24 protein-coding genes are annotated in these 22,565 nt (G+C 42.7%); 15 read left to right on the top strand and 9 right to left on the bottom strand.

The features are described 5' to 3' along the window. Positions 1-51 precede the first annotated feature (51 nt). Entirely contained in the window at positions 52-324 is a 273-nt protein-coding gene (locus W7W_RS0107455) for a DUF493 family protein (RefSeq protein WP_010663175.1), read from the bottom strand. A 236-nt stretch (positions 325-560) separates the two neighbouring features. On the opposite strand from W7W_RS0107455, the gene W7W_RS0107450 reads away from it, so the two are divergent. The 3 genes from W7W_RS0107450 (at position 561) to W7W_RS0107440 (ending at position 4,384) form a co-directional block, all read left to right on the top strand. After that, on the top strand, positions 561-2,960 hold the full coding sequence (locus tag W7W_RS0107450; RefSeq protein ID WP_010663174.1) for a glycoside hydrolase family 65 protein: 2,400 nt from the start codon (positions 561-563) through the stop codon (positions 2,958-2,960). Positions 2,961-3,050: 90 nt separating this feature from the next. Then, positions 3,051-3,827 carry a subclass B1 metallo-beta-lactamase gene (bla, locus tag W7W_RS0107445; RefSeq protein ID WP_010663173.1) on the top strand — a complete coding sequence of 259 codons (777 nt, stop codon included), beginning with the start codon at positions 3,051-3,053 and terminating at the stop codon, positions 3,825-3,827. Beyond that, positions 3,827-4,384, top strand: coding sequence for a GNAT family N-acetyltransferase (locus W7W_RS0107440; RefSeq protein ID WP_010663172.1), 558 nt, complete (start codon positions 3,827-3,829; stop codon positions 4,382-4,384). The genes bla and W7W_RS0107440 overlap by 1 nt, the downstream gene beginning before the upstream one ends. 109 nt (positions 4,385-4,493) lie before the next feature. Here the strand turns inward: W7W_RS0107440 and W7W_RS0107435 are convergent, their stop codons facing one another. Continuing rightward, a complete protein-coding gene (locus W7W_RS0107435; protein WP_010663171.1) occupies positions 4,494-4,709 on the bottom strand; it encodes a hypothetical protein in 216 nt (71 codons plus the stop codon). A 170-nt stretch (positions 4,710-4,879) separates the two neighbouring features. Here W7W_RS0107435 and W7W_RS0107430 point away from each other — a divergent pair, with 170 nt between their 5' ends. Continuing rightward, the gene (locus W7W_RS0107430) at positions 4,880-5,125 is read left to right on the top strand and encodes a hypothetical protein (protein ID WP_010663170.1); all 246 of its coding nucleotides are present in this window, start codon (positions 4,880-4,882) and stop codon (positions 5,123-5,125) included. 15 nt (positions 5,126-5,140) lie between these two features. Here W7W_RS0107430 and mtaB read toward each other — a convergent pair whose 3' ends face one another. Together mtaB and miaB are read right to left on the bottom strand one after the other, a co-directional pair. Continuing rightward, the gene (gene mtaB / locus W7W_RS0107425; protein ID WP_010663169.1) at positions 5,141-6,484 is read right to left on the bottom strand and encodes a tRNA (N(6)-L-threonylcarbamoyladenosine(37)-C(2))-methylthiotransferase MtaB; all 1,344 of its coding nucleotides are present in this window, start codon (positions 6,482-6,484) and stop codon (positions 5,141-5,143) included. A gap of 273 nt (positions 6,485-6,757) precedes the next feature. Then, the gene (gene miaB, locus W7W_RS0107420) at positions 6,758-8,110 is read right to left on the bottom strand and encodes a tRNA (N6-isopentenyl adenosine(37)-C2)-methylthiotransferase MiaB (protein WP_010663168.1); all 1,353 of its coding nucleotides are present in this window, start codon (positions 8,108-8,110) and stop codon (positions 6,758-6,760) included. A 435-nt stretch (positions 8,111-8,545) separates the two neighbouring features. Between miaB and W7W_RS0107415 the strand changes: the two genes are divergently transcribed. Then, positions 8,546-9,682, top strand: a complete 1,137-nt coding sequence (locus tag W7W_RS0107415; RefSeq protein WP_010663167.1) for an AI-2E family transporter — start codon at positions 8,546-8,548, stop codon at positions 9,680-9,682. A gap of 515 nt (positions 9,683-10,197) precedes the next feature. Continuing rightward, positions 10,198-10,632 (top strand): FKBP-type peptidyl-prolyl cis-trans isomerase, encoded by a 435-nt coding sequence (locus W7W_RS0107410; RefSeq protein WP_010663166.1) that lies wholly within the window; start codon positions 10,198-10,200, stop codon positions 10,630-10,632. Positions 10,633-10,636: 4 nt separating this feature from the next. Here W7W_RS0107410 and W7W_RS0107405 read toward each other — a convergent pair whose 3' ends face one another. The 3 genes from W7W_RS0107405 to W7W_RS23460 are packed head-to-tail and all read right to left on the bottom strand — an operon-like array spanning position 10,637 to position 11,702. Next, positions 10,637-11,053: a hypothetical protein gene (locus tag W7W_RS0107405; RefSeq protein ID WP_010663165.1), complete on the bottom strand. Its 417-nt coding sequence runs from the start codon at positions 11,051-11,053 to the stop codon at positions 10,637-10,639. 7 nt (positions 11,054-11,060) lie between these two features. Then, positions 11,061-11,501: a hypothetical protein gene (locus W7W_RS0107400; RefSeq protein ID WP_010663164.1), complete on the bottom strand. Its 441-nt coding sequence runs from the start codon at positions 11,499-11,501 to the stop codon at positions 11,061-11,063. Positions 11,502-11,525: 24 nt separating this feature from the next. Beyond that, positions 11,526-11,702: a hypothetical protein gene (locus W7W_RS23460; RefSeq protein ID WP_010663163.1), complete on the bottom strand. Its 177-nt coding sequence runs from the start codon at positions 11,700-11,702 to the stop codon at positions 11,526-11,528. Between the two features lie 167 nt (positions 11,703-11,869). Between W7W_RS23460 and hisS the strand changes: the two genes are divergently transcribed. The 3 genes from hisS (at position 11,870) to W7W_RS0107380 (ending at position 14,975) form a co-directional block, all read left to right on the top strand. Then, positions 11,870-13,234 (top strand): histidine--tRNA ligase, encoded by a 1,365-nt coding sequence (gene hisS / locus W7W_RS0107390; RefSeq protein ID WP_010663162.1) that lies wholly within the window; start codon positions 11,870-11,872, stop codon positions 13,232-13,234. Positions 13,235-13,455: 221 nt separating this feature from the next. Then, positions 13,456-14,604 carry a cysteine desulfurase family protein gene (locus tag W7W_RS0107385; RefSeq protein WP_010663161.1) on the top strand — a complete coding sequence of 383 codons (1,149 nt, stop codon included), beginning with the start codon at positions 13,456-13,458 and terminating at the stop codon, positions 14,602-14,604. An 11-nt stretch (positions 14,605-14,615) separates the two neighbouring features. After that, positions 14,616-14,975 carry a DsrE/DsrF/TusD sulfur relay family protein gene (locus tag W7W_RS0107380; RefSeq protein ID WP_010663160.1) on the top strand — a complete coding sequence of 120 codons (360 nt, stop codon included), beginning with the start codon at positions 14,616-14,618 and terminating at the stop codon, positions 14,973-14,975. 21 nt (positions 14,976-14,996) lie between these two features. On the opposite strand, the gene W7W_RS0107375 is transcribed toward W7W_RS0107380, so the two are convergent. Continuing rightward, complete coding sequence (locus W7W_RS0107375) at positions 14,997-15,497, bottom strand: DUF2231 domain-containing protein (RefSeq protein WP_010663159.1); 501 nt, start codon at positions 15,495-15,497, stop codon at positions 14,997-14,999. Position 15,498: 1 nt separating this feature from the next. After that, positions 15,499-15,813: a hypothetical protein gene (locus tag W7W_RS0107370; protein WP_010663158.1), complete on the bottom strand. Its 315-nt coding sequence runs from the start codon at positions 15,811-15,813 to the stop codon at positions 15,499-15,501. A 756-nt stretch (positions 15,814-16,569) separates the two neighbouring features. Here W7W_RS0107370 and W7W_RS0107365 point away from each other — a divergent pair. From W7W_RS0107365 to hemL, 6 genes are all read left to right on the top strand, one after another. Further along, positions 16,570-16,965 carry a hypothetical protein gene (locus W7W_RS0107365; protein ID WP_010663157.1) on the top strand — a complete coding sequence of 132 codons (396 nt, stop codon included), beginning with the start codon at positions 16,570-16,572 and terminating at the stop codon, positions 16,963-16,965. 82 nt (positions 16,966-17,047) lie between these two features. Further along, positions 17,048-18,280: a glutamyl-tRNA reductase gene (gene hemA, locus W7W_RS0107360; RefSeq protein ID WP_010663156.1), complete on the top strand. Its 1,233-nt coding sequence runs from the start codon at positions 17,048-17,050 to the stop codon at positions 18,278-18,280. Positions 18,281-18,285: 5 nt separating this feature from the next. Beyond that, positions 18,286-19,209 (top strand): hydroxymethylbilane synthase, encoded by a 924-nt coding sequence (gene hemC / locus W7W_RS0107355; RefSeq protein ID WP_010663155.1) that lies wholly within the window; start codon positions 18,286-18,288, stop codon positions 19,207-19,209. An 11-nt stretch (positions 19,210-19,220) separates the two neighbouring features. Continuing rightward, complete coding sequence (locus tag W7W_RS0107350) at positions 19,221-19,934, top strand: uroporphyrinogen-III synthase (RefSeq protein ID WP_010663154.1); 714 nt, start codon at positions 19,221-19,223, stop codon at positions 19,932-19,934. A gap of 87 nt (positions 19,935-20,021) precedes the next feature. After that, positions 20,022-21,005, top strand: a complete 984-nt coding sequence (hemB, locus tag W7W_RS0107345; RefSeq protein ID WP_025006919.1) for a porphobilinogen synthase — start codon at positions 20,022-20,024, stop codon at positions 21,003-21,005. A 215-nt stretch (positions 21,006-21,220) separates the two neighbouring features. Continuing rightward, positions 21,221-22,513 (top strand): glutamate-1-semialdehyde 2,1-aminomutase, encoded by a 1,293-nt coding sequence (gene hemL / locus W7W_RS0107340; protein WP_010663152.1) that lies wholly within the window; start codon positions 21,221-21,223, stop codon positions 22,511-22,513. Positions 22,514-22,565 lie beyond the last annotated feature (52 nt).

Below are 22,565 nucleotides of genomic sequence, written 5' to 3'. Positions count from 1 at the left end.
TTCCTATAAAATTAGCACCGGCTGGATCTTTCCTTCCGGTGCTTTTATATGCTATAGAGCCATCACTCCTTCGAGGGCTGTAACGTTTTGAGTAATGGTTATTACATCGTCCGGATGACTCATCATTGCCTTGCAGGTTATCGAAACATGGCGGAGACTTTTGGTGTGCTTAAAAGAGATGTCGCTTTCTTCCGGAAGCAAGGAAACTACTTTGTCCACTTTCCCGTGTTGATTGGGTACGATAAATTTAAACATATAAAGTTGAGGCCATTCTTCCTCTTTTCCCAGTGCCTTTCTCAGATTTCTGTAGTCTTTCATTGCCATAATAACTCACTTTGACTGCAAAGATATCATTGGTATTCTGATATTTCTTGCTAAATTTAAGAAAATCGAATTGGTTGGATAATTCCTGCATTGGAGGAATTCACGAATAGTTTTTTGAGCATTCGGGATATTAGTAAAACCGTATTGTGCCGAAAAGGTTGCTACTTCATGGGGCTTGGAATACTTCTTTATCAATCATCAGGAAAAGATATTCTTCCTGAAAAAAACACAGCAATATGAAGGAAAATAATCTGTGGAAAGTTATTTACGACGATTATATTCCCGACCACGAACCACTTCGGGAAGCTTTGTTTACTTTGGGAAATGGCTATGTAGCCACACGTTCTGCAGCCGAAGAATGTGCTGCGGGCCAAGTGCATTATCCCGGAACATATATGGCGGGTGGTTACAATCGTGCCCGCTCTGAAGTTTCCGGGCATATTGTGGAGAATGAAGATTTGGTAAACTGGCCAAATTGGCTGCCACTTTCCTTCAGGCATGACGATGGGAGTTGGTTTAAAGTTGATGATGTAGAACTTTTATTCTATCGTCAGGAACTGGATATGTATGGGGGTGTTATGACACGGAGCATGAAATTCAGGGAGCATGACGGGAAAGAATCGACATTGGTTGCCCGTCGCTTTGTGAATATGAAAAATTGCCACCTGGCTGGTATTGAATGGACGCTGACTCCGGAAAATTGGTCAGGAAAAATTCAGATTCGTTCTGCTCTTGATGGGACTGTGATAAATAGTGGGGTTCCCCGATACCAAGATCTAACATCGGAGCACTTGCAGCCCTTGGAAATTGGTCATTTTGAGTTCGATACAATTTATTTGCGCGTTCAGGCCAATCAGTCAAAAACCAGAATGGTTCAGGCTGCACGTACTCAAATTTATAAAAATGGCGAAGCGGTTTCCATGGAGAGTGAATTTTTTAAAAAAGTGGGATATGTGGCAAATATTTTCACGCTGGAATGTGAGGAGAAAAGGCCTCTAACCATTGAGAAGATTGTTGCTGTTTTTTCTTCACGCGACCGGGCAATTACTGAACCTGTGCTGGAAGCTCGTGATGCATTATCGGAAGCCGGACGTTTTTCCGAATTGCTGAAAGCGCATTCACAATCATGGGCAGAGTTGTGGTATCGGTGCGATATTGACATTAAGGATGGCGACCAGACTCAAATGATTCTGCGTCTCCATATATTTCATATTCTTCAAACAGCTTCAATCAATACAATCGGACTGGATGTGGGAGTTCCTGCACGGGGTTGGCACGGGGAAGCCTACCGTGGTCATGTTTTTTGGGACGAACTGTTTGTTTTTCCATTCCTTAATTTTCAATTGCCCGAGCTTGCCCGTTCCTTGTTGATGTATCGCTACCATCGGTTGCCGGCCGCACGCAGGGCAGCAAAAACTGCTGGTTATAAAGGAGCTATGTTTCCCTGGCAGAGTGGAAGTAACGGGAGGGAGGAGAGCCAGGTGGTTCACCTAAATCCCCAATCAGGGAACTGGGATCCCGACAATACATATCTGCAGCGTCATGTGGGAGTAGCCATCGCCTACAATATCTATCAGTATTATGAAGCTACCCGGGATATCGAATTTTTGATGGCTTATGGGGCCGAGATGATGTTTGAAATAGCCCGTTTCTGGTCGAGCATTGCTGTATTTAACGATAAACGTGGACGATTTGAGATTCACGGTGTTGTGGGGCCGGATGAATTCCATACCGAATATCCTGATTATGAGAAATCCGGACTGAACAATAATGCCTATACCAATGTGATGGCTGTATGGGTTTTGCGAACAGCACTTGATTTTGTGGATTTGCTTTCGGATACCAGGAAGCGGGAGTTGTTTGCAGAGTTGAAAATCGACGATGATGAAATTGAAAGGTGGCAGCACATTAGTCGAAAAATGTATGTGCCGTTTATGGAGAATGGCATCATCAGTCAGTTTGAGGGGTATGATAACTTAAAAGAACTGGATTTTGAGCACTACAAAAAGAAGTATGGTGATATTCAACGTTTGGATCGCATCCTGAAAGCCGAAGGTGACAGTCCCAATAGATATAAGGTGAGCAAACAGGCAGATGTTTTGATGCTTTTTTATCTTTTATCGGCTGATGAGATAGAAGCTTTGTTTCGTCGCATGGGTTATCATTTTGACCGCAACACCATTCCGGAAACGGTAAAATATTACATCGATCGGAGTTCTCATGGCTCTACTCTTAGCAGACTGGTGTTTTCCTGGGTGTTCTCACGGACTGACAGAGAAGAATCTTATCAGGTTTTTAAGGAATCCCTGAAGAGCGATTTTGAGGATATCCAGGGGGGCACTACAGCTGAGGGAATTCATTTGGGAGCCATGGCCGGGACTGTGGATATGATCCAGCGTTGTTATACCGGACTGGAAATCAGAGGGGGCGTGTTGTGGTTGAATCCCCGGTTGCCCAAAGAAATCAAAGGGTTTAACATGCGTATTCGCTACCGCGGGCACTGGATCTGGCTGCACTTTACCCAACACCGCGTGGAGGTCTCTTTTGAATCGGGGCGTTCTCCTCAGATAAAGATTGGATTTATTGATAAAGTCTACGAATTGGGAGAAGGCGACTGTAAGGAGTTTTTGTTGTAAACACAAGTATATAATAATCTAAAACGATGAAACGAGTCCCAAATGTTCGGGACGAGTTCCATCCGACCTTAATAAACAAATTTTATAAGGATGAAAGGGAATAAGAGATTGTTTGTTTTACTCATCGGGCTTTTAGGGCTTTGTCAAATACATGCGAAGCAACCTAAGACTATTGTGGTCAATAATGATATTCAGCTCTTCCAGCTTGCCGACTCTGTTTATGTTCATGTTACCTGGCATCAATCGGATGAATTTGGTCGTTTCCCCTCTAATGGGATGCTGGTTGTCAGAAATGGAGAAGCGTTAATGGTGGATACCCCGATGGACGATGGCAAAACTGAAAAACTGACAAGGTATTTAAAGGACTCTATGTCGGTGGATATAAGTAAAGTAATCGTTGGTCATTTTCACGACGATTGTCTTGGTGGCCTGGGGTATCTCCACAATTTAGGGATTGAGTCGCTGGCCAACTTCATGACGATTGAAAAGTGTAAGGAGCTGAACTTACCTGTTCCCTCAACGCCTTTTTCTGATTCCCTGACAATTGATTTTAATGGTGAGCCCATCATCTGCCGTTATTTTGGAGCTGGCCACTCTTTTGACAATATTACGGTCTGGCTTCCTGAAAAAAGGATTCTTTTTGGTGGATGTCTTGTAAAATCAATGGGATCTCGTGGTCTGGGGAATTTGGCAGATGCAGTGGTGGAAGAATGGGATAAAACTGTGGGTAAGGTGCTGGCAGCTTATCCTGAAGCAGAGATTGTGATTCCCGGACATGGTAGTTGGGGAAATAAAGAGTTACTGACCCATACAATTAAACTGGCAAAAGGACACAAAAGGAATCTAAACCTTTCGAATGAGGAATAATGATAATACCTGAGACACAAAGATTAAATATCCGACCAGTTTCCGTTGCTGACAAGGAGATGGTTTTTGAATATCGATCAGATAAAGAGGTAAATAAATACCAGGGATGGATTCCAGAGACAATTACGGATGTAGAAGTTTTTATTGATAAGACTTCGCGGCAATTGAATGTTCCTGAAACATGGTTTCAGTTTGTGTTGGTGGAAAAGAGTATAAACCAGATAATTGGTGATATCGGGGTTCATTTTCTGGATAAAGAGAACCGTCAGGTTGAAATCGGATGTACGTTAAATAAAGATTTTCATAATAAGGGATATGCTACAGAGGCTGTTGAGAGAGTTCTGGATTTCTTGTTTTTTGATTTGAAAAAGCATCGGGTAATTGCGTCTATTGATCCCGAAAACAACAGTTCCATAAGATTAGTGGAACGTTTAGGTTTTCGTAAAGAGGCTCATTTTATTGAGAGTTTGTACTTAAATGGGAAATGGGTTGATGATTTAGTTTATGCAATTCTTGATAGAGAGTGGACTGAAAGGAGGCTCTCTAAGCATTCCTGAGAATGATAACCTGACCAACCAGTACGGGAATCTCTTTGTGGATGACTTGAAAGAAAGGATGACAATAAATGGTTTTAGAGTTCGCTATGCAATGCTTTCAGATGGTTTTTCATTTTTGTTCTTTCAGGAGGAAGTATTCCTTCTTTTTCGCAGCCTGTTGTAGAAAATCTGTAGCGGGAGTGACTTGCTGATAGAATGCTTCATCCAGCACCGCGTCGATGGTTAATGGCTTATCTATTGGCAAAGCCACAACCTCTTTGGATTCCTGGCCCTTCAAAGAAGTGGTGACGAGCAGAAATGTCAGGATGAAAAGTGAGAACTTCATGCGAGTATTGAGTTGATGAGTGGCTTTTTATCAGACGATTAAGTTAAGAAAAAATTACATGGGATCTTAATCAGGGAAGAAATTGGGGATGCTTTCGTAATTGAAGAAGGTCAGGATTTAGATTGTTATTTAAATATTTATATATTTGCATTTTGTAAAACGAAGGCATTATGCAGTTTAAAAAATTAGAATTAGAAGGGGAGAAAGGCATCAAAGGCCTTTTGAAGTCAAAGCATTTTAAAACATCACTCATCAGCATAGCCGTGGGAGCAGCTGCCGGATTTGGGTACTACTACTTTACCGGAGGGCAATCTATGGACACCATGACATTCAACGAAATAGTAAAACATGTAGTTTTGGGCGGGTTCTTTGGATTTTTTGTGACCAATAGTCCATGCGCCAGGGGCCGGTGTTGATTTTCTGATTTTTTTTTATTCCGGTTCTCCGAAGAGTCTCAATTTGTCGTCTTCGCCTTCTACCCGAATGGCCCGAACCGTTTGAAAGGTGTTCTTTTCCATGCCATCGGCTTTGAACCGGAAAGGGATATAGTGTTCGCCATATCCGGTAGCAAACCCGTTTTTATCAATTTTTTCGATCAGTACCCGTTCTTTTTGGCCGACAAACTTCGTGTAATAGTTTTTTTTATTCTCTTCTGACAGTTCTCTGATGGCTGCTGAGCGTGAGGTTTTGATTTTTTCCGACACCTGATTTTCCATTCGCTCTGCTCGGGTTCCCTGGCGAACAGAGTATTTAAAGGTGTGTACATGACTAAACTGAAAGCGTTTTACGGCATCCAGACTCGCCTGAAAATCCTCATCGGTTTCACCGGGGAAGCCCACAATTATGTCGGTTGTGAAATTAAAATCGGGTCGTACTTCCCTGAAACGTTTGAGAATAGAGGCAAATGTTTTACGGGTGTACATGCGCCGCATACGCAGCAATACGTTATCTGAACCGCTTTGCAGACAAAGGTGCAGGTGAGGGGCCAGTTTGGGATGTTTGAAGAGGTTATAGAACCGTTCGCCAAAACCATCGGGTTCTAAAGATGAGATGCGCACGCGGAAATCACCCGGAATGTTGAGTATGGCTTCCACCACATCTTCAAAAGTTTTATCCTCCCACCGGTATCGTCCGATATTTACTCCGGTTATTACCAATTCCCTGAATCCATTGTCAAGAGTTTGTTTTACATTTTCCAGTATTTGGGGGAGTGGACGACTTACAGCCCTGCCTCTCACTGTTGGGATAATGCAGAAGGTACAGTGGTTATCACATCCGTCCTGGATTTTAATCGCACTTCGTGTATGGAGACTTTTGTCAACTGCACTATACCGGAATACATCCCCATTGGTGTCAGTAGGGTGAATGATTTCCCCAGTCAGTTGTGCATCCACCAAATCGCGAATATTTCCTTTTCGGTTGTTCTCCACCACATAAGTGATTTTCCGGTCACTTTCCAGTTGTTCCTTATGGTTATTGGCCATGCATCCGGTCACCACTACCACAGCACCTTTGTTGTTGCGGGCTGCCTGATTGATGAGGTTACGTGACTTCTGGTCACTCTGATTGGTCACCGTACAGGTATTCACCACCACGATATCTGCTTTTTCTTTAAAATCGACAATCTGATATCCTGCCTGGTCGAATTGAGTGGCCAGGGCATCGGTTTCATACTGATTCAGGCGACACCCCAGAGTTTTAAAGGCTACTTTACGACCTGCCCCGGATGAAAGTGTTATTGGTTGAAAATTTTTTGCTGAAATGACAGAATTCATAAGTGATTGTAATTAGTGCCTGTCTATAAACTAAGCACAATTAGTTTTTAGTCCTGTTTCTAGTCAGAAAGTGCCAATTGCTAGGCTTGCGACCGCGTGCCGCCTAAAGCTTTAGCGCCGTGCCGTCGGCAAGCCTTTGGCGACCGATGGGTGGCGCAAGCCGCCAAAAACGGAGTTTACTAATCGTAAATGAGTATTTTGGCGGCAAGCGTAACGACGCAAGTGGTACTTTATGGACAGAAACTAATTAACTGTTTGTTGTTTTGATGAAGCTTACACTTCCTTTGCTGTTAAAATTTCTGAAAGCTCCCCGCTAAGGGACATGTCTGCTGCAGAGGTGATCTTTACATTAACAATTTTGCCCATCAATTCCGGAGCAAAACGATTAAGCCTTACTGTAATTTTGCCTTCGGTAAGTCCGTTGCTGAAGCCGGATTTCCTGTCCTGCCCATTGACCAAGACCCTCAAGGTTTTACCAACGAGGTTCTCATTGTAAACTCTGGTGTGTTGTTTCATGGTTTCCGACAGCCTGTGAAGTCGCTCTTTTTTGATTTCCGGATCCACATCATCGTCCCAACGATAACTGGCAGCTCCGGGGCGTGGCGAATACATGGCAATAAAGGCCATGTTGAATTTGAATTCATTAACGGCGGCGACCGTATTTTGGAATGCTTTCTCATCCTCGCCTGTAAAACCTACAATAATGTCGGTAAAGATTGTTGCTTCGGGAATCAGTTCACGTATATCCTGCACAATCTGACGATATTTGGTCATGGAGTGCTTTCGGTTCATTTTTATCAACACTTTGTCATCTCCGCTTTGCATGGGGAGGTGAATTTGTTTGGACAGACAGGGGTATTGGGCAATCACTTCAATCACTTCCCGGTTCATGTCCTGAGGATGAGGCGAGGTGAAATAAAGCCAGAACTCTTCCTCTGAAGCGTTTCCCAATTCTCCGATTTTTCGAAGTAACTCAGCAAAAGAGATTTCTTCACCATTTTTGTCCAGTCCGTAAGAGTTGACGTTTTGTCCTAACAGGGTAATCGATTTGTATCCCTGATTTACGAGATGGCGCACTTCATCAACAATTTCTTCCGAAGGGCGTGATACTTCTCTTCCCCGGGTGTAAGGAACTGCACAGAAAGTACAGAACTTATCACATCCGTTCTGAATAGGCACAAAAGCCTCAAAAGAGGAATGGTACTTGGGTTTGATGCCCCAAAGCCCGATGATATTCTCGTTTTTTGGCGTCCGGAGTTCCGGCAAACTGATGGAGGCTTCGTTGACCACCCCGTAATTCCGGATCATATCGGGAAGCTGCGGTAATTCACTCATGGCAAAGATGATATCAAATTGCTTGAGTAATTTCTCCTTGTCGGTGGGCAAAATGCAGCCCGATATAAAGGTAATGAGGTTGCGCCTGTTTTTCCATCGGTTCCATTGAGCTATCTTGTTATATACTTTGTCGATGGGCTTCTGACGAACCGAGCAGGCCAGCATCCCCAAAAGATTGGCTTCTTCTTCATTGTCGGTTCGCTCGTAACCCATTTTCTCCAACACAGCACTTACACGCTCACTGTCGGCAATATTCATCTGGCATCCCAGTGTTATCAGGTGGTATTTCATCAGTAAATAATTTGTCTAAGTTGTGTTTGTCTATAAAGTCCAACTTCTGCGTTGTTGCTCCAAATCTAAATCCTTAAATACATTAGTATTCTGCGGTTTAGATTTTTTACACGCCTTGAATTTGAACTTTCTATCTCAAATACGTGAAAAACGCTTTGTTTATGGACAGACTCTAAGTTATGGGTCTGATGGAACTCGTTCCGAACATTCGGGACTCGTTTCATCTTTTTGATTTCCTTTGTTGATTATCGGGTGCAAAGATAATTAAAAAGGATAAATGGATAAAAGAATCCTAAAATAGAAATATCTCATATTCTGGGAAAGGATTATTGGTAATTAAAAAAGTTTAGGTCGGGCTGTGTAGTTTGTCTTTTCCGGTTTACCTTATGGGGTTAATTTATTAACTTCGTGCCACCAAAGAAATCTTTCGAATTCATGAGAAATACCTCCGAATATAAAAAGTCTGAAAGACGCTTCAACTTCGTGCAGCGCGTTAGTTTTGTTCTTTTGGCGCTGATTCTTTTTGTTTACGGACTCATTGCTGTCCGCAATTTTTTGTGGCCAATTGCTTTTGGTTTTTTACTGTCTTATTTGTTTTTTCCGGTGGGTAACTGGCTGGAAAAACACAAAGTTCCACGGATTCTGGCTAATTTTATTGCCATTATCCTTGGTTTGGGTGTTTTATTTAGTCTGGGTTTGTTTGGTTACAGCAAGATTACCCCTATTGCAGGCGATTTGCCTCAGTTGGCCGAGAGTGGACTACGAAATCTGGCTGATTCCATATCCGGAATCAGTGAACACTTCGGTTTTGATAAGGAGGAAACACGGAACCTGATAAAAGAACAGGCAGGAAATATTTTGTCTTCCGGAGGACAATACCTTCAGGATATTTTTAATGCTACGACAAGCACAATCGTCAGTTTCGGGCTTTTGCCGGTTTATATTTTCCTTTTTCTTTATTACCGAACCAAGTTTGCCTATTTTCTGATGATGATTTTTGGAAGGGAAAACAGACAGGAGGTGGTTAGCGTTTTAAGAGAAGTATCCCGTGTTTTCGGACGATATATGGCTGGTGTTTTGGCTGTGGTTTTTATTCTTTGTATCATCAATTCCACCGGATTACTTATAGTGGGGATTCGATATCCCATAGCCCTTGGAATTATTTCTGCAGTATTTAATTTTATTCCTTATTTCGGAACATTGCTGGGTGGACTCGTTCCATTGTTGTTTGCTTTGGTTGGAGAAAATAATCCAACGATGGCCTTTCATGTGGTGATCCTTTTTATCATCATTCAGTTTATTGAAAATAATATATTGACACCCAATATTGTGGGTGGAAATGTCCGGGTGAACCCGTTTTTTATTATTACAGGTTTGGTGGCAGCCAGTCTTATCTGGGGAATTCCTGGAATGTTGCTTATCGTTCCTTTTCTGGCAATTGCGCGGATTGTATTCACACATGTGGAGTCAATGAAACCCTATGCTTTTTTGTTGGGAGATCAGGGGACTGCAAAGCATTCTATCTCCATTAAAAATATCCGAAAAAGGATGAGGAGCATTTTCAGTAAATAGTGCTTGCAAGAAAACGCCAATTGCTGCGTTGGGCTTGCCTTCAAAACAGTTATTTACGAAAAGTAAACTCCTGTTTTTCAGACATCGCCCGCCTTGCACTTGACGTTTTCTTATTAAGCACACCTAAAAAACAGAAGTTTTCTTGCTGGCACTAAATAGAGTCCTACTATAAACTCACAAAAATATTTTCACAATATCTGTGTCTGTTCAGGAAGTGCCAGTTGTAAAGCCTGCCCCGATTTTTCTTCGGGGGTTTCTGACCGCGTGCCACCTAAAGCTTTAGCGGTGGCGCAAGTCCGAAAATACGGAGTTTACTCATCGTAAATGAGTAATTTCGGATGAGCGTAACGCAGCAAATGGTACTTTATGGACATACACTTCTAAATAATTTTATCACACGTAATTTATTCTTTTTACGGGGCAATTACTTTCTTTGCAGATTGTTGTGAACGAAGTGTACTAGGCTTTGAGATTTGCCTGTCTCAGCCTTAATATCAATTTTAATCTCAAATTCTATGGCGCGAAGAGAAAAACGTCAAAAGAGTAAAGGTTCCGCCGGGAATAACCGGAAATCCGGCGAGGACTTTCTGGAGCAAAATGTCCGGAAACCCGGTGTTGTCGAAACCGAAAGCGGACTTCAGTACACGATAGTGGAAGAGACAGAGGGTGAAAAACCCGACGAGTGGAGTAAAGTGGAGATTCATCAGCGGGCTCTGTTGCTCAACGGAACTATTTTGGAAGATACCTACCGAGCCAATCAAACTTCCATCGTTCCGATGAATGAACTCATAGATGGATTACAGGAGGGGCTGCAGCTCATGTCGGTGGGTAGCCGGTATAAGTTCTGGGTTCCGGCGGAGTTGGCATGGGGGCGCAGGGGAACCGGCAATAAGATTCCTCCCAATGCTGTTTTGCAATTTGATATTCGATTGGTTGCTGTAGGTAAATGAAAACTCATGTATGCAAGTTTTCCCATTCTAATGAAGGAACATTCTCCTGTTCAGAATCGTCGTATTGCACTTCGGGTTCTTCTTCAAAAATGTATGAAATGTTAATGTTTTGAACGTTCTTAAATTGAAGAATAAGATAATCACCGGGAATATCTATAAACGTTCCTTTTCCTTTGGTCGAGTAGGGTTTTTTGAGGGGGTATTTTATTAAAATCCGGTCTAATCCTCCATTTTGGGAGAGATAATAATCTTCTAATTTCCCTGAGTAAAGAATGTTTTCGCCCTCGATTGAGATTAGAACATCGACTACAATGAAGCTGATTTTTGTATGTATCTTCCAGTTTCTAAATCCATGGGAAAATTTGCCTTTGCTCAAATCTTTGAGAAGATCCAATAAACCTTCCTTGCCTTTTTCAATCATCTTATATTCACCTGTAAAAAGGTAATGCCATCTGTTTGGATATCTCAGAGAGCGAATATAGATGTCCAAAGCCAGTCCCCCGAACGATCCACCTGAAAATATTTCCGGAGAGAGCAGAAACAATACTAATCGAAATCAAATATAGAAGAATAAAGGAGAGGTTGTTATTGATGTTTTTGAATATTACTGAAATTTCGGTTTTATCTGTTCCTCCCGATAATAAATATCCTACATATTCTATTTTTAAATCTTCCTGATAAAAGGATTCCAGAAAACAGATGGCAATTGCGTGAAATATAAAAGAAGGAACCAATGCCCAAATAATCTCATTTACAAAGTTCGTTGAGATGAATGAGATTGAGAAGCGGGAGGAATAATAGCTTCTTCTAAATGCTATTCCCGGTAAGGATAGCAGCAAGAATAAGACTGCAGCTAAAGCAAAATTCATGGGTTAGGGGATGTTTTTGGGGGATTAGCCCTCACGTAGAACAAGTTGCCTGCTTTGATGTGGCTTGTCAGACGGAATATTAAGTTTGATTTTTATGTGCGGATTTTTTCGTCCTGCTTCATGAAGGCGTTTTAATATTTCTCTTCCTGTTTTTTCATTGGAAAAGAGTTTTTTACCGGTTTTTGATTGTGCAGCTTTCATGTTCTTTTTTTTGATATAATTCAAATATACAAAGAAATGGATAACAGGAAAGAATCTTTTTCTCGATTTTTTTTAGAATCAACTGTTTATCCCTTCATAAGTAGAGTGCTATGGTGCAATGATAATTATTCCTAAATTTGCAACCGAATTTAAATAAAGCATCAACAATGGCTCAAAAACCATCTATTCCTAAAGGAACACGCGATTTTACTCCTGCCGAAATGGTTCGGCGCAATTATATTTTCGATTCTATCAAGGAAGTTTTTCAACGATATGGCTATATGCCTATCGAAACCCCGGCCATGGAAAACCTCGATACTTTGTTGGGAAAATATGGAGATGAGGGCGATAAGCTTCTTTTTAAAATCTTAAATTCAGGAGATTTTTTGAATAAGGCTGATGATAGCTTGCTGGCACAAAAGGACTCTAACCGGGTAACCGGGCAGATTAGTGAGAAAGGGCTTCGTTATGATTTGACCGTGCCTTTTGCCCGTTTTGTGGTGCAGCACCAAAATGAATTATCATTTCCTTTTAAGCGTTACCAAATTCAGCCTGTGTGGCGGGCCGATCGTCCACAAAAAGGGCGTTACCGTGAATTTTTTCAGTGCGATGTGGATGTGATTGGCAGCGACAGCCTCTTCAATGAGGTGGAACTGATTCAAATTGTGGATGAGGTTTTCAGGAAACTGGGAATTCGGGTGACGATAAAGCTCAACAACCGCAAAGTACTGGCCGGAATAGCCGAAATTATCGGGGAAGCTTCCCGTCTCACCGATATTACGGTGGCCATTGACAAACTGGATAAAATTGGGTTGGAGAAGGTGAACTCCGAATTGGAAGAGAAGGGATTGACAAACGATGCCATTGATAAATTGCAACCCATTCTTGCGCTTAGCGGCTCTAATTATGACAAGTTGGAGCAGCTGGCCGGGATTCTTACCTCTTCAGAAGTTGGCACCAAGGGGGTTGAAGAACTTCGTGAAGTGCTGACACTGGTTGACAGTCTGGATCTAAAAACCAATGTGGAACTGGATCTGACGCTGGCGCGGGGTCTTAATTATTATACCGGAGCTATTTTTGAGGTGAAAGCTCTCGATATGGATATTGGCAGTATTACAGGTGGTGGCCGTTACGATGACCTGACCGGAATATTTGGACTGAAGAATGTGTCTGGAGTTGGGATTTCCTTTGGCGCCGATCGGATTTTTGATGTCATGAACCAGTTGGAGCTTTATCCCCCGGAAGTGACCAGCACCACTCAGCTGATGTTTGTGAATTTTGGTCCTCAGGAGGGAGCGTACTGTTTAAAGATTGCCGGGAAGCTGCGACAACAGGGGCTGAAAGTGGAGGTTTATCCCGACAGTGCCAAAATGAAGAAGCAAATGACCTATGCCAACAAGAAAAATATTGGTTTTGTCGCTTTGGTTGGCGAAGAGGAGATGAACGCTGGTACTATGACGCTCAAAAACATGGAAACCGGAGAACAGCAATCGGTGAAGACTGAAGATATTGTCAGGGTTCTGACGAAATAGAGAATTGACAATTTTTATCATAGAGGGAGGGCCTGCTTTAATTTATAGAGAAGTTCTCCCTTTTTTGTTAACTTTTTTCTTTTTTATGGGTTTTCTTATGTGTGAATAATCGAGTTTTTTCTAAAAGTAAGGTTAGGGCCTTAAGCCTGTTTATATATTGTTTGTTATTGTATAAGCTGGTTGTAAAAAAGTGCTTTACGAGTTAAGAGAATTGGTAAGATATGAACACTCCTATTTACCTTGATTATAACGCAACAACACCTGTTGACCGGGAGGTGATTACGGAAATGCTGCATTTCGTTCAGACGCATTTCGGTAATCCTTCCAGCTCTTACAAAATGGGGCAGGAGAATAAAGAAGCCATCGCTAAAGCCAGACAGCAAGTGGCCGACACTATTTGTGCCATTCCTGAAGAAATCGTATTTACAAGTTGTGCCACAGAGTCAAATAATCTGGCTATTCGTGGGGTGGCTCTGGCCCATCAGGATAAAGGGAAACACATCATTACCTCTCAAATTGAGCATCCTTCTGTTTTAGAGGTTTGCAGGTATTTGGAGCGGACCGGGTTTGAAGTAACCTATCTTTCTGTTAACTCTGAAGGTGTTGTTGATTCACATGATGTTTCCAGGGCCATTCGTCCGGATACAATCCTCATTACAATAATGCATGCCAATAATGAAGTGGGAACCATTCAACCAATCCGGGAAATTGCAGCTGTTGCCAAGGAACATAACGTGATTTTTCATGCTGATGCAGCTCAATCGGTTGGCAAAGTAAATATCGATGTTGATTTGCTGGGGGTGGATCTGCTTACCATTGCCGGGCACAAAGTGTATGCTCCAAAGGGAATTGGTGCCTTGTATGTGAGAAAAGGAGTGAAAGTGGAAAATCTGATGGTGGGCGGCGGACAGGAAAATGGCTTAAGACCCGGGACAGAAAATGTTCCATATATTGTTGCTTTGGGGAAGGCATGTGAAATAGCTGTCCGCGATTTCGAGCAAAATACCAGTACTATGTTGTCGGCAAAAAAAAGGTTGTGGAACGGACTTAAGACAAAATTTGGTGGAAAAGTGAGTGTTAATGCCAATCACGCTGAAACACTTCCCAATACATTAAGTGTGGTGTTTTCAGGAATCGATGCGCATACCCTGACTGCCAGTTTGGGCGATCAGGTGCTTGTTTCTGCAGGTTCCGCTTGCCATGCCAATTCCGTGGAGACATCATCGGTGCTGAAAGCAATGAATATAGAGCCCGGTAAAGCTGCTTCAACAGTTCGTATATCTACCGGAAAACAGACCACGCCGGAGGAAGTGGATAAAGCAGTTGAAATAATAACCGGAGTTGTATCAAGATTGTTAATGCTCAAATAAATCATACTAAAATGCAGAAAATTCTATTCATTTTTAATCGTGAACCATACGACAATACAGATGTAACATGGAATGGACTTCGCCTTGCGGACACATTAAAGAAAAAAGGAAACGATGTCAGAATCTTCCTGATGAACGATTCGGTGGATATGGCCAGAGATGTTTGTAAGCCACCTGAAGGTTACGACCAGGATCTTTCACAGATGCTAAAGGATCTAATTGGTCAGGGAGTTCCGGTGGAGGTTTGTGGCACCTGCATGGCCCGATGTGGAATTTACAAGAATCATCCCTACTTTGAAGGAGCTAATAAATCAACCATGGGATTCCTGGCCGACTGGGTGCTTGACAGCGACAAGGTGATAACGTTTTAACCAGGCGAGTAAAACAGTGAATTAAGAGTCAGGGTCTGTAAATTCAATACAATCTTCGGAAGGTGTATAAACACCTGCAGCCTGCTGGTAAACAAGGGTTGCTCCCAGATGGCCTGCATAAACCAGAAAGCCGGTTCCGGTAATGATTAATGCAATTATGACTGTACGAAGTATTTGTTGAAATTTCTTCAGAAAGTTAAAGTGATCAATGGCAACAAGGGCTGATGCTGCAGTGAAAAGCCATGCAACAGTAAATGCTCCGTTTTCGTGGTCTTCTAATACGGTGGGGTCGCAGAGCTGCCGCGTGATTACAGCATCGGCTAAACTACCGGTGTAAATGGCAACCCATGCTCCAAGAGTTCCTGCAATTAGAAGAACTTTCCCGGTAAACATAGGGTTGCTCCTTTTTGTCCAGTAACCTGCAATAATGAAAATTGTGGCGAACGATAACAAGGCAACCGGAAAATGCACAGTAAGCGGGTGCCATATTTCCGTCCGCCAAAAATCAGGTAATTGGTTCATGTTATTCTAATATTTTTACAGCCTTGGGATCAAGACGTTTACCGACTTTTTCAACGGTGACTTCTACTTTTTGTCCCTCTGTCAGAGATGAAAATGGTGTCTCTGTTCCATCTTGTGTGAGCTTTGTTTCATCTGTAAAATAGAGTTCCAGTGTCTTGCCGTCACTGGTTTCAACATAAATTTCAGTTTTTTCTGCCTCAACTTTTTTAATTGCTCCCTCGTAGGTTCCTGAGTCAACTACATCTGTTTTTCCTCCACAGGCACTAACAATAAAGGCCAGGGCTACAAATACTGAATAAATAAGTTTCTTTTTCATAATAAAAATCTTTATAGGTTTGTTGGTCTTAATTCCGGATAAAGTTCCATTTTTTTAAGTCCTGTTTCAAGTAATAACAATTCTTTTGGTTTCCTGTTTAGTGATTAATTGAAAAATACAATTTTTACTGTAGCCTTAGACCGGTTACGAAAGACTTTTTTTGTTTTTTTAGGCAATTGAGTGGATTCGCCCCCGATAGTGTGTTGTTGAAATAGCATACGGATTGAGTATTAATAAAAAATTTCACATAACCTGCTTTATTCATAAGTTTTCGTTATGAGATGTTCAAATATCAAGAAATACCAGCAACCACAGGCAAATTTGGTGCAGGAAATAGTGAACTGTTTTTAAATCAAATTTGGCGAGGACGCTGGTATTTTGTCGATAGTTGGACATCGCAATAGATAATTTGTGAAACGAAGTTCGACGAAGTCAATAATGCAGGTTAAATGAATCACTCTTTTTTTTCTGATTGGACGAAAATTAGAAATAAACCATAATTCCTGACGTTAATTGTTTGTTTGAAATTACTATCTTTGATTTTCCGGAAAGAACAGATTTAACCTGATTAATTCATGAATTTTTGTAATGAGATGGTCATACAGCAAGAAATATGGACAACCGCAGATGAAATTGATGAAGGAAATAGTGAACTATTTTCAAATCAATTTTATCGAGGACGTTCATATTTCGCAGTTGGTTGATCATCGTAATAAATTATTTAAGAATTATTCAGGTTAATATACAGGCAACTAAATGTTTTTAATAGGCATCACAGGCAGCTTTATTCCTTATCTGATTCTTCTGGGGGTGGCATTTTTGTTTTCAATGCAAGTCACTACCCGGCCTGATAATGGTGTGTTCAATTCTGACGGAACTTCCGTTGCTTCTAATCATCATCTATTAATTCCTGCGACTTCTTTGACGTTGTCTCATGCTGATTATCTGGTCGTTTATGACGACGGACAATATGCTTCAGAATGGTCCGGGAATGGTGGAGTAGTGATGCATATTCCCGATTGTAGTTCGGTGGTAGAGATTGCGAAATGGCCGGTTAGGCAGGTGTCTAAGGTAGAGGTTGATCTGCTTTTGTCTGAAACGTTATTTGAATTTTCTTTTTCGGGGTTGTCTCCCCCGGTTGCAATGTTTTGATTTTTAACAGGGATCTGTTTTCTCTGGACCTTGTCACCAGTTTTTCATTATAAGAATTTTCAATTATTTACCGACCGTCAATATGATTGGAATCATCGGTTTAAGTCATAAATCTGCTTCCCTTGATGTGCGGGAGTGTTTTGCTTTCAATAAGGATGATGCGACCGCATTGTCCAAATGCATTCTCTCAGGCAGCGAGGTTGATGGCATACTCATTCTTTCGACGTGCAATCGCACGGAACTTTATTTCTCTACAAAGTCAGGCTGCCTTAAAGGAGCTATGCAGCATATCACTCAGTGTTTAGACGAATATACAGGGCATTCAGCTGTTCCTAAAAATGTTTTCTATCATCTTTTCGACTCAGATGCGGTTGTTCATTTATTCAGGTTGATATCCGGCCTGGAATCTATGGTAGTGGGAGAATATCAGATCGTTTCCCAGATAAAAGAAGCCACTGCTCATGCTCGTGAACAGGGAAATCTGGGGAAAGTGCTCGACCGGCTTTTTACGAAAGCATTAGAGGTGGGCAAACAGGTGCGTACCCGTACCGGAATCAGTAAAGGGGCCTTTTCGGTAAGTTATGCCGCAGTAGAAAAATGCCGGGCGCATTTTTCTGATCTGGATCAGCGAAAAATACTACTGGTTGGAGCCGGGGAAACGGGAGAGTTGGTGGTGAAAAACCTTTACAAGAGGGGATGTCGCTTTATCTCCATTGCCAACCGTACCATGAAAAAAGCACAGCAGCTTGCAGATCGTTATGGCGCCGAGATAATTCCCTTTGAGCATTTGTCGGAGGCAGTGGGTAATGCTGAAATAGTTATTTCCTCGGTCTCAGGAGAGCATCTGATTAATACTGAAACAATGTCCCATTCTCCTGAACATAAAATTATGATGATTGATTTGGGAGTTCCCCGGAATATTGACCCATCATTAGGACTTCTGAAAAATCTCAAGTTGCTGAATATTGACGACCTGAGACAGGTTGTGACCCAGAATGAAGAGAAGAAGAAAAGTTACTTCAATATTGCTGAAGAAATTATTGCCATCAAAAACGAGGAGTTTCAGGATTGGCTGATGAGTCAGAGACTGGCTCCTACCATTAGGTATATTATCTCTTCTGTGCGACAAATGCACGACGACGGATTGAAAAACTTCAGTTCTGCTCATTCTCAGGAAGAGGTGGAGGCCATGGAAAAATATGGACGCCACTTGTCTGAAAAGGTTATTAATACGATGATTAAAAACCTGAAAAGCAATACGGAGAACGGGCGTAAAGAAGAACTTGTGCAGATGGTTAACCGGTTATTTGACTGATAAATATGATCAAAAACAAAATAAATATAGGAACGCGAAGCAGTCAACTGGCAATGTGGCAGGCAGAAGCGGTGAGAAAAGCTTTGCTGGAGACTTTCCCGGATACTCAGGTGGAGATTGTACCCATCAACACCAAAGGAGATGCAGTGCTGGATGTGGCACTGTCGAAAATAGGTGACAAAGGACTTTTTACCAAAGAAATTGAGCATGCATTGTTGGATGGCACTGTTGATGTGGCAGTCCATAGTCTGAAAGATCTTCCGACTTTATTGCCGGAAGGACTGAGATTGGGAGGTGTTTTACCTCGCGGAGAGGTTCGGGATGTTTTGGTTTCCTGCGATGGACGCGGGTTAAATGAATTGACGTCAGCCGACAAGATAGGTACTTCCAGCCTAAGACGCCAGGCGCAGTTGCTGCATTTTAATCCGCATTTACAGGTGGTGGATATTCGTGGGAATGTTAATACCCGGTTGCGCAAAATGCAGGAAGGGCACTGCGATGCTATGATTATGGCCGGTGCCGGCTTTATACGTCTGGGACTGGAGGAACGTATCACGGAATTTCTTCCTGTGGAAATAATGTTGCCGGCAGTGAGCCAGGGAGCTGTAGCCATGGAGATTCGTGATAATGATCCGGAAATGGCGGAAATTATAAATCAGATAACAGATCCGGAAACTTTACTGACAACCACTGCAGAGCGCGCTTTTCTGACAACCATCGAAGGTGGTTGCCAGGTGCCGGTGGCATGTTATTCCGAAGTGAAAGAACAGGGGATTACACTGACCGGGTTGGTGGCTTCGTTGGATGGCCGTAAATTGCTGAAGGAATCGGTGACCTGCTCATTGGTAGATGCCAATGCAAGTGCTCAGGAATTGGCCAAAAGGCTCTTGTCGGCTGGAGGACGTGAAATATTAGAACAAATACGTTAAAGTGATGTGAGATGCGGAAACAACCACTTGTCATATCCACCTGGCCTGTCAGAGCAAATGACCGGTTTGCTGAAGTCCTGAAAGCAAAAGGGATGCTGGTTTTATCGTGTCCAATGATTGAAATTAACTTCCGGATTTTTTCTATTCCGGGTCGTTTGTCGGAGTATGACTGGGTGGTTTTTACCAGCAAAAACGGGGCGACTTCTTTTTTGGAACAGTGCTCTTTTCATTCCAATAACCAAATAGCAGTTATAGGGGAGGGCACAGCTGCGCCGTTGAGGAGTTTCGGTATTGAACCGGATTTTGTGGGAGCCGGACATTCGGGGGTGGAGTTTGCCGGAGAACTGTTGGATTTGTTGGGAAAGGGGAAACGTGTCCTTTTGGCTTTGGGAAATCTTGCTCCGGATACTTTGTCGGATGTCCTGACTTCTCAAAACACGGTAGAACGTATTGATGTTTATGAAACCAGAAGCCCCGATTCAATGGATCAGGCGGTGATGAATCAGATCAAAGCAGATGATTATGATTTTATTGCCGTGAGCAGTCCTTCTGCCATTAGAAATCTTTATGAACAGTTAGAAGAAACAGCCAGACTCCTGAGGATTGTAAGTATTGGAGAAACCACTTCAGATGCTGTACGAGAATTAGGTATAGAGCCGGTAGCAACTGCGTCTGAACAGAGTTATGAAGGTTTAGCGCAATGTGTGCTTGAGTTGGTGAAGTGAAGCGCCGGGATGTGTATAGAGCATTGGGCATGGAGGATTTTTGAAAAATGTTTAGTAAACTATTATTAAAATTTAACAATCTATATTATGAGTTTTCCAGTAACACGTCTCAGAAGATTACGCAAAACACCTGCCATCCGGAATATGGTGCGCGAAACCATCGTTTATAAGGATGATTTGATTATGCCATATTTTGTGTGTCCCGGAGAGGGTGTACAAAATCCTATAAAATCAATGCCTGGAAACTATCAGCATTCCATTGATATGCTGGTGAAAGAGGTTAAGGATCTTTACGAAACAACGGGTGTTGACAAAATCCTGCTTTTTGGAATTCCTGAAGAAAAAGACGAGGATGGTACTGTGGCCTGCAGTCAGCATGCGATTGTTCCTCGCGCTATTACGTCATTAAAAGAGGCTATTCCAGAGGTGATGATTGTTGCAGATGTTTGTAACTGTGAATATACCACTCATGGCCATTGCGGAACGATTGTAGATGGGGATGTGAACAACGATCTTACCCTTAAAACGCTTGCGGCACAGTCAGTAGCACTGGCGCAGGCAGGTGCTGATATTATTGCGCCAAGCGATATGATGGACGGTCGTGTCGCAGTCATTCGCAAAGCTCTGGATGAGAATGGTTTTGAAAATACACCCATCATGGCTTATTCGGCCAAGTATGCTTCTGCATTTTATGGGCCTTTCAGGGATGCTGCGGAGAGTGCTCCTCAGTTTGGTGACCGTTCCACTTATCAGATGGATCCGGCCAACAGTGATGAGGCTCTTAGAGAAGTTCAGGAAGACATCAGCGAAGGGGCAGATATGGTGATGGTAAAGCCTGCTCTTAGCTATCTGGATGTGATTAGCCGGGTGAAATCAACCTTTAATATGCCGGTGGTTGCCTACAATGTGAGTGGTGAATTTTCAATGGTGAAGGCGGCCGCGCAGAATGGCTGGATTGATGAGCAGCGGATTATCCGGGAGATTCTTACCTCTATCAAAAGAGCTGGTGCTGATGTTATTATTTCTTATCATGCCAAAGAATTTATGTTGAATCAAATTCAGGCTAAGTAGTGTTTGTCCATAAAGTACCATTTACTGCGTTACGTTTGCCCGAAAATTTCTCATTTACTCAAGTAAACTGCGTATTTTCGAGCTTCACAAGCCTTGTAACTGGCACTTTCTTGACAAACACATGACCAGAAACAGATATTGCTTAGTTTATAGACGGACTCTAAGTGAATTGGTAAATAATAACAATTATTTAACGATTAAATTCTATTAATTATATGACCACAACCAAAAGTATAGCAGCCTTTCAAAAAGCACGTACGCTAATGCCCGGAGGGGTGAACAGTCCTGTGCGTGCCTTCAAAAGTGTAGGTGGCGATCCGTTGTTTATTGAAAGAGGAAAAGGATCAAGAGTATGGGATATCGATGGTAATGAATACATTGATTTTGTGGCTTCCTGGGGACCGCTGGTTCTGGGGCATGCCAGGGAAGAAATTGTGGAGGCTATTCGGGAAACTGCGGCTAAAGGAACCAGCTTCGGAGCGCCCACATTGCTGGAAAACCAGATGGCAGAGTTGATTGTTTCGATGGTTCCTTCGGTGGAGAAGGTGCGGATGGTAAATTCCGGCACGGAAGCTACCATGAGTGCTTTGCGGCTGGCCAGAGGGTATACCGGGCGTGATAAGGTGATCAAATTTGCGGGGTGTTTTCATGGCCATTCCGATAGTTTTTTGATTCAGGCAGGGTCCGGTGCTATGACTTTGGGATTGCCCGACAGTCCCGGTGTTACAAAAGCTGCAGCCGGAGATACGCTTATAGCTTCCTACAATAATCTGGAATCAGTAGAAAAATTATTTGAGGAATATCCCGATCAGATTGCAGCAGTGATTGTAGAGCCGGTTCCCGGAAATATGGGGGTGATTCCTCCGCGTACCGGGTTTTTGCAGGGGCTCAAAGAACTGACCAAAAAATTCGGCACGGTGCTGATTTTTGATGAGGTTATTACCGGTTTCAGGTTGGCACCCGGAGGCGCTCAGGAATACCTGGGAGTCACTCCCGATCTAACCACCATGGGTAAAATTATCGGAGGAGGTCTTCCGGTAGGAGCCTTTGGAGGACGTGCGGATATTATGGATTATCTGGCTCCCGAGGGGCCGGTTTATCAGGCGGGAACACTCTCCGGGAATCCCCTGGCCATGGCCGCCGGAAGCACTATGTTGAAAATTCTGAAAGACAACCCGGAAATCTACGATGATATAGAAGAGCTGGCAGCCAGTCTGGAGGCAGGACTGCTCAAAAATCTGGAAAAATCGGGTGTTCCCGGAGTGGTGAATCGGGTAGGTGGTATGTTGACGCTCTTTTTTACGGAAGAACATGAGGTGTTTGATTACGAGTTGGCCTCTTCCTGTGATACTCAGAGGTATGCACAGTATTTCCGTAAATCGCTGGAAAGTGGAATTTACCTGGCTCCTTCGCAGTTTGAGTGCACCTTTGTTTCTCAGGCCCATAACATGGATGAAATAAATCAACTGCTTGAGGCTTCAGCGAAAGCGCTGAATGCATTGAAATAACAGGTGGTGAGTAGAGACGCACGATCGTGCGCCTCTACGATCTGAAAAAAAT

This window comes from Marinilabilia salmonicolor JCM 21150 (genome assembly GCF_000259075.1).
GTDB classification, from domain to species: domain Bacteria; phylum Bacteroidota; class Bacteroidia; order Bacteroidales; family Marinilabiliaceae; genus Marinilabilia; species Marinilabilia salmonicolor.
Note: the sequence above shows the minus strand (reverse complement) of the source record. Positions and strands in the feature narration are given on the sequence as shown.

Excerpts from the sequence above, each read along its gene's own strand:
- W7W_RS0107385 (WP_010663161.1), top strand. The coding sequence starts at position 13,456 with ATGAACACTCCTATTTACCTTGATTATAACGCAACAACACCTGTTGAC.
- W7W_RS0107365 (WP_010663157.1), top strand. The coding sequence starts at position 16,570 with ATGTTTTTAATAGGCATCACAGGCAGCTTTATTCCTTATCTGATTCTT.
- W7W_RS0107375 (WP_010663159.1), bottom strand. The coding sequence starts at position 15,497 with ATGAACCAATTACCTGATTTTTGGCGGACGGAAATATGGCACCCGCTT.
- W7W_RS0107415 (WP_010663167.1), top strand. The coding sequence starts at position 8,546 with ATGAGAAATACCTCCGAATATAAAAAGTCTGAAAGACGCTTCAACTTC.
- hisS (WP_010663162.1), top strand. The coding sequence starts at position 11,870 with ATGGCTCAAAAACCATCTATTCCTAAAGGAACACGCGATTTTACTCCT.
- hemB (WP_025006919.1), top strand. The coding sequence starts at position 20,022 with ATGAGTTTTCCAGTAACACGTCTCAGAAGATTACGCAAAACACCTGCC.
- W7W_RS0107380 (WP_010663160.1), top strand. The coding sequence starts at position 14,616 with ATGCAGAAAATTCTATTCATTTTTAATCGTGAACCATACGACAATACA.
- W7W_RS0107455 (WP_010663175.1), bottom strand. The coding sequence starts at position 324 with ATGGCAATGAAAGACTACAGAAATCTGAGAAAGGCACTGGGAAAAGAG.
- hemL (WP_010663152.1), top strand. The coding sequence starts at position 21,221 with ATGACCACAACCAAAAGTATAGCAGCCTTTCAAAAAGCACGTACGCTA.
- miaB (WP_010663168.1), bottom strand. The coding sequence starts at position 8,110 with ATGAAATACCACCTGATAACACTGGGATGCCAGATGAATATTGCCGAC.
- W7W_RS0107430 (WP_010663170.1), top strand. The coding sequence starts at position 4,880 with ATGCAGTTTAAAAAATTAGAATTAGAAGGGGAGAAAGGCATCAAAGGC.
- hemA (WP_010663156.1), top strand. The coding sequence starts at position 17,048 with ATGATTGGAATCATCGGTTTAAGTCATAAATCTGCTTCCCTTGATGTG.
- W7W_RS23460 (WP_010663163.1), bottom strand. The coding sequence starts at position 11,702 with ATGAAAGCTGCACAATCAAAAACCGGTAAAAAACTCTTTTCCAATGAA.
- W7W_RS0107405 (WP_010663165.1), bottom strand. The coding sequence starts at position 11,053 with ATGATTGAAAAAGGCAAGGAAGGTTTATTGGATCTTCTCAAAGATTTG.
- W7W_RS0107410 (WP_010663166.1), top strand. The coding sequence starts at position 10,198 with ATGGCGCGAAGAGAAAAACGTCAAAAGAGTAAAGGTTCCGCCGGGAAT.
- W7W_RS0107400 (WP_010663164.1), bottom strand. The coding sequence starts at position 11,501 with ATGAATTTTGCTTTAGCTGCAGTCTTATTCTTGCTGCTATCCTTACCG.
- W7W_RS0107370 (WP_010663158.1), bottom strand. The coding sequence starts at position 15,813 with ATGAAAAAGAAACTTATTTATTCAGTATTTGTAGCCCTGGCCTTTATT.
- bla (WP_010663173.1), top strand. The coding sequence starts at position 3,051 with ATGAAAGGGAATAAGAGATTGTTTGTTTTACTCATCGGGCTTTTAGGG.
- W7W_RS0107440 (WP_010663172.1), top strand. The coding sequence starts at position 3,827 with ATGATAATACCTGAGACACAAAGATTAAATATCCGACCAGTTTCCGTT.
- W7W_RS0107450 (WP_010663174.1), top strand. The coding sequence starts at position 561 with ATGAAGGAAAATAATCTGTGGAAAGTTATTTACGACGATTATATTCCC.
- mtaB (WP_010663169.1), bottom strand. The coding sequence starts at position 6,484 with ATGAATTCTGTCATTTCAGCAAAAAATTTTCAACCAATAACACTTTCA.
- hemC (WP_010663155.1), top strand. The coding sequence starts at position 18,286 with ATGATCAAAAACAAAATAAATATAGGAACGCGAAGCAGTCAACTGGCA.
- W7W_RS0107350 (WP_010663154.1), top strand. The coding sequence starts at position 19,221 with ATGCGGAAACAACCACTTGTCATATCCACCTGGCCTGTCAGAGCAAAT.
- W7W_RS0107435 (WP_010663171.1), bottom strand. The coding sequence starts at position 4,709 with ATGAAGTTCTCACTTTTCATCCTGACATTTCTGCTCGTCACCACTTCT.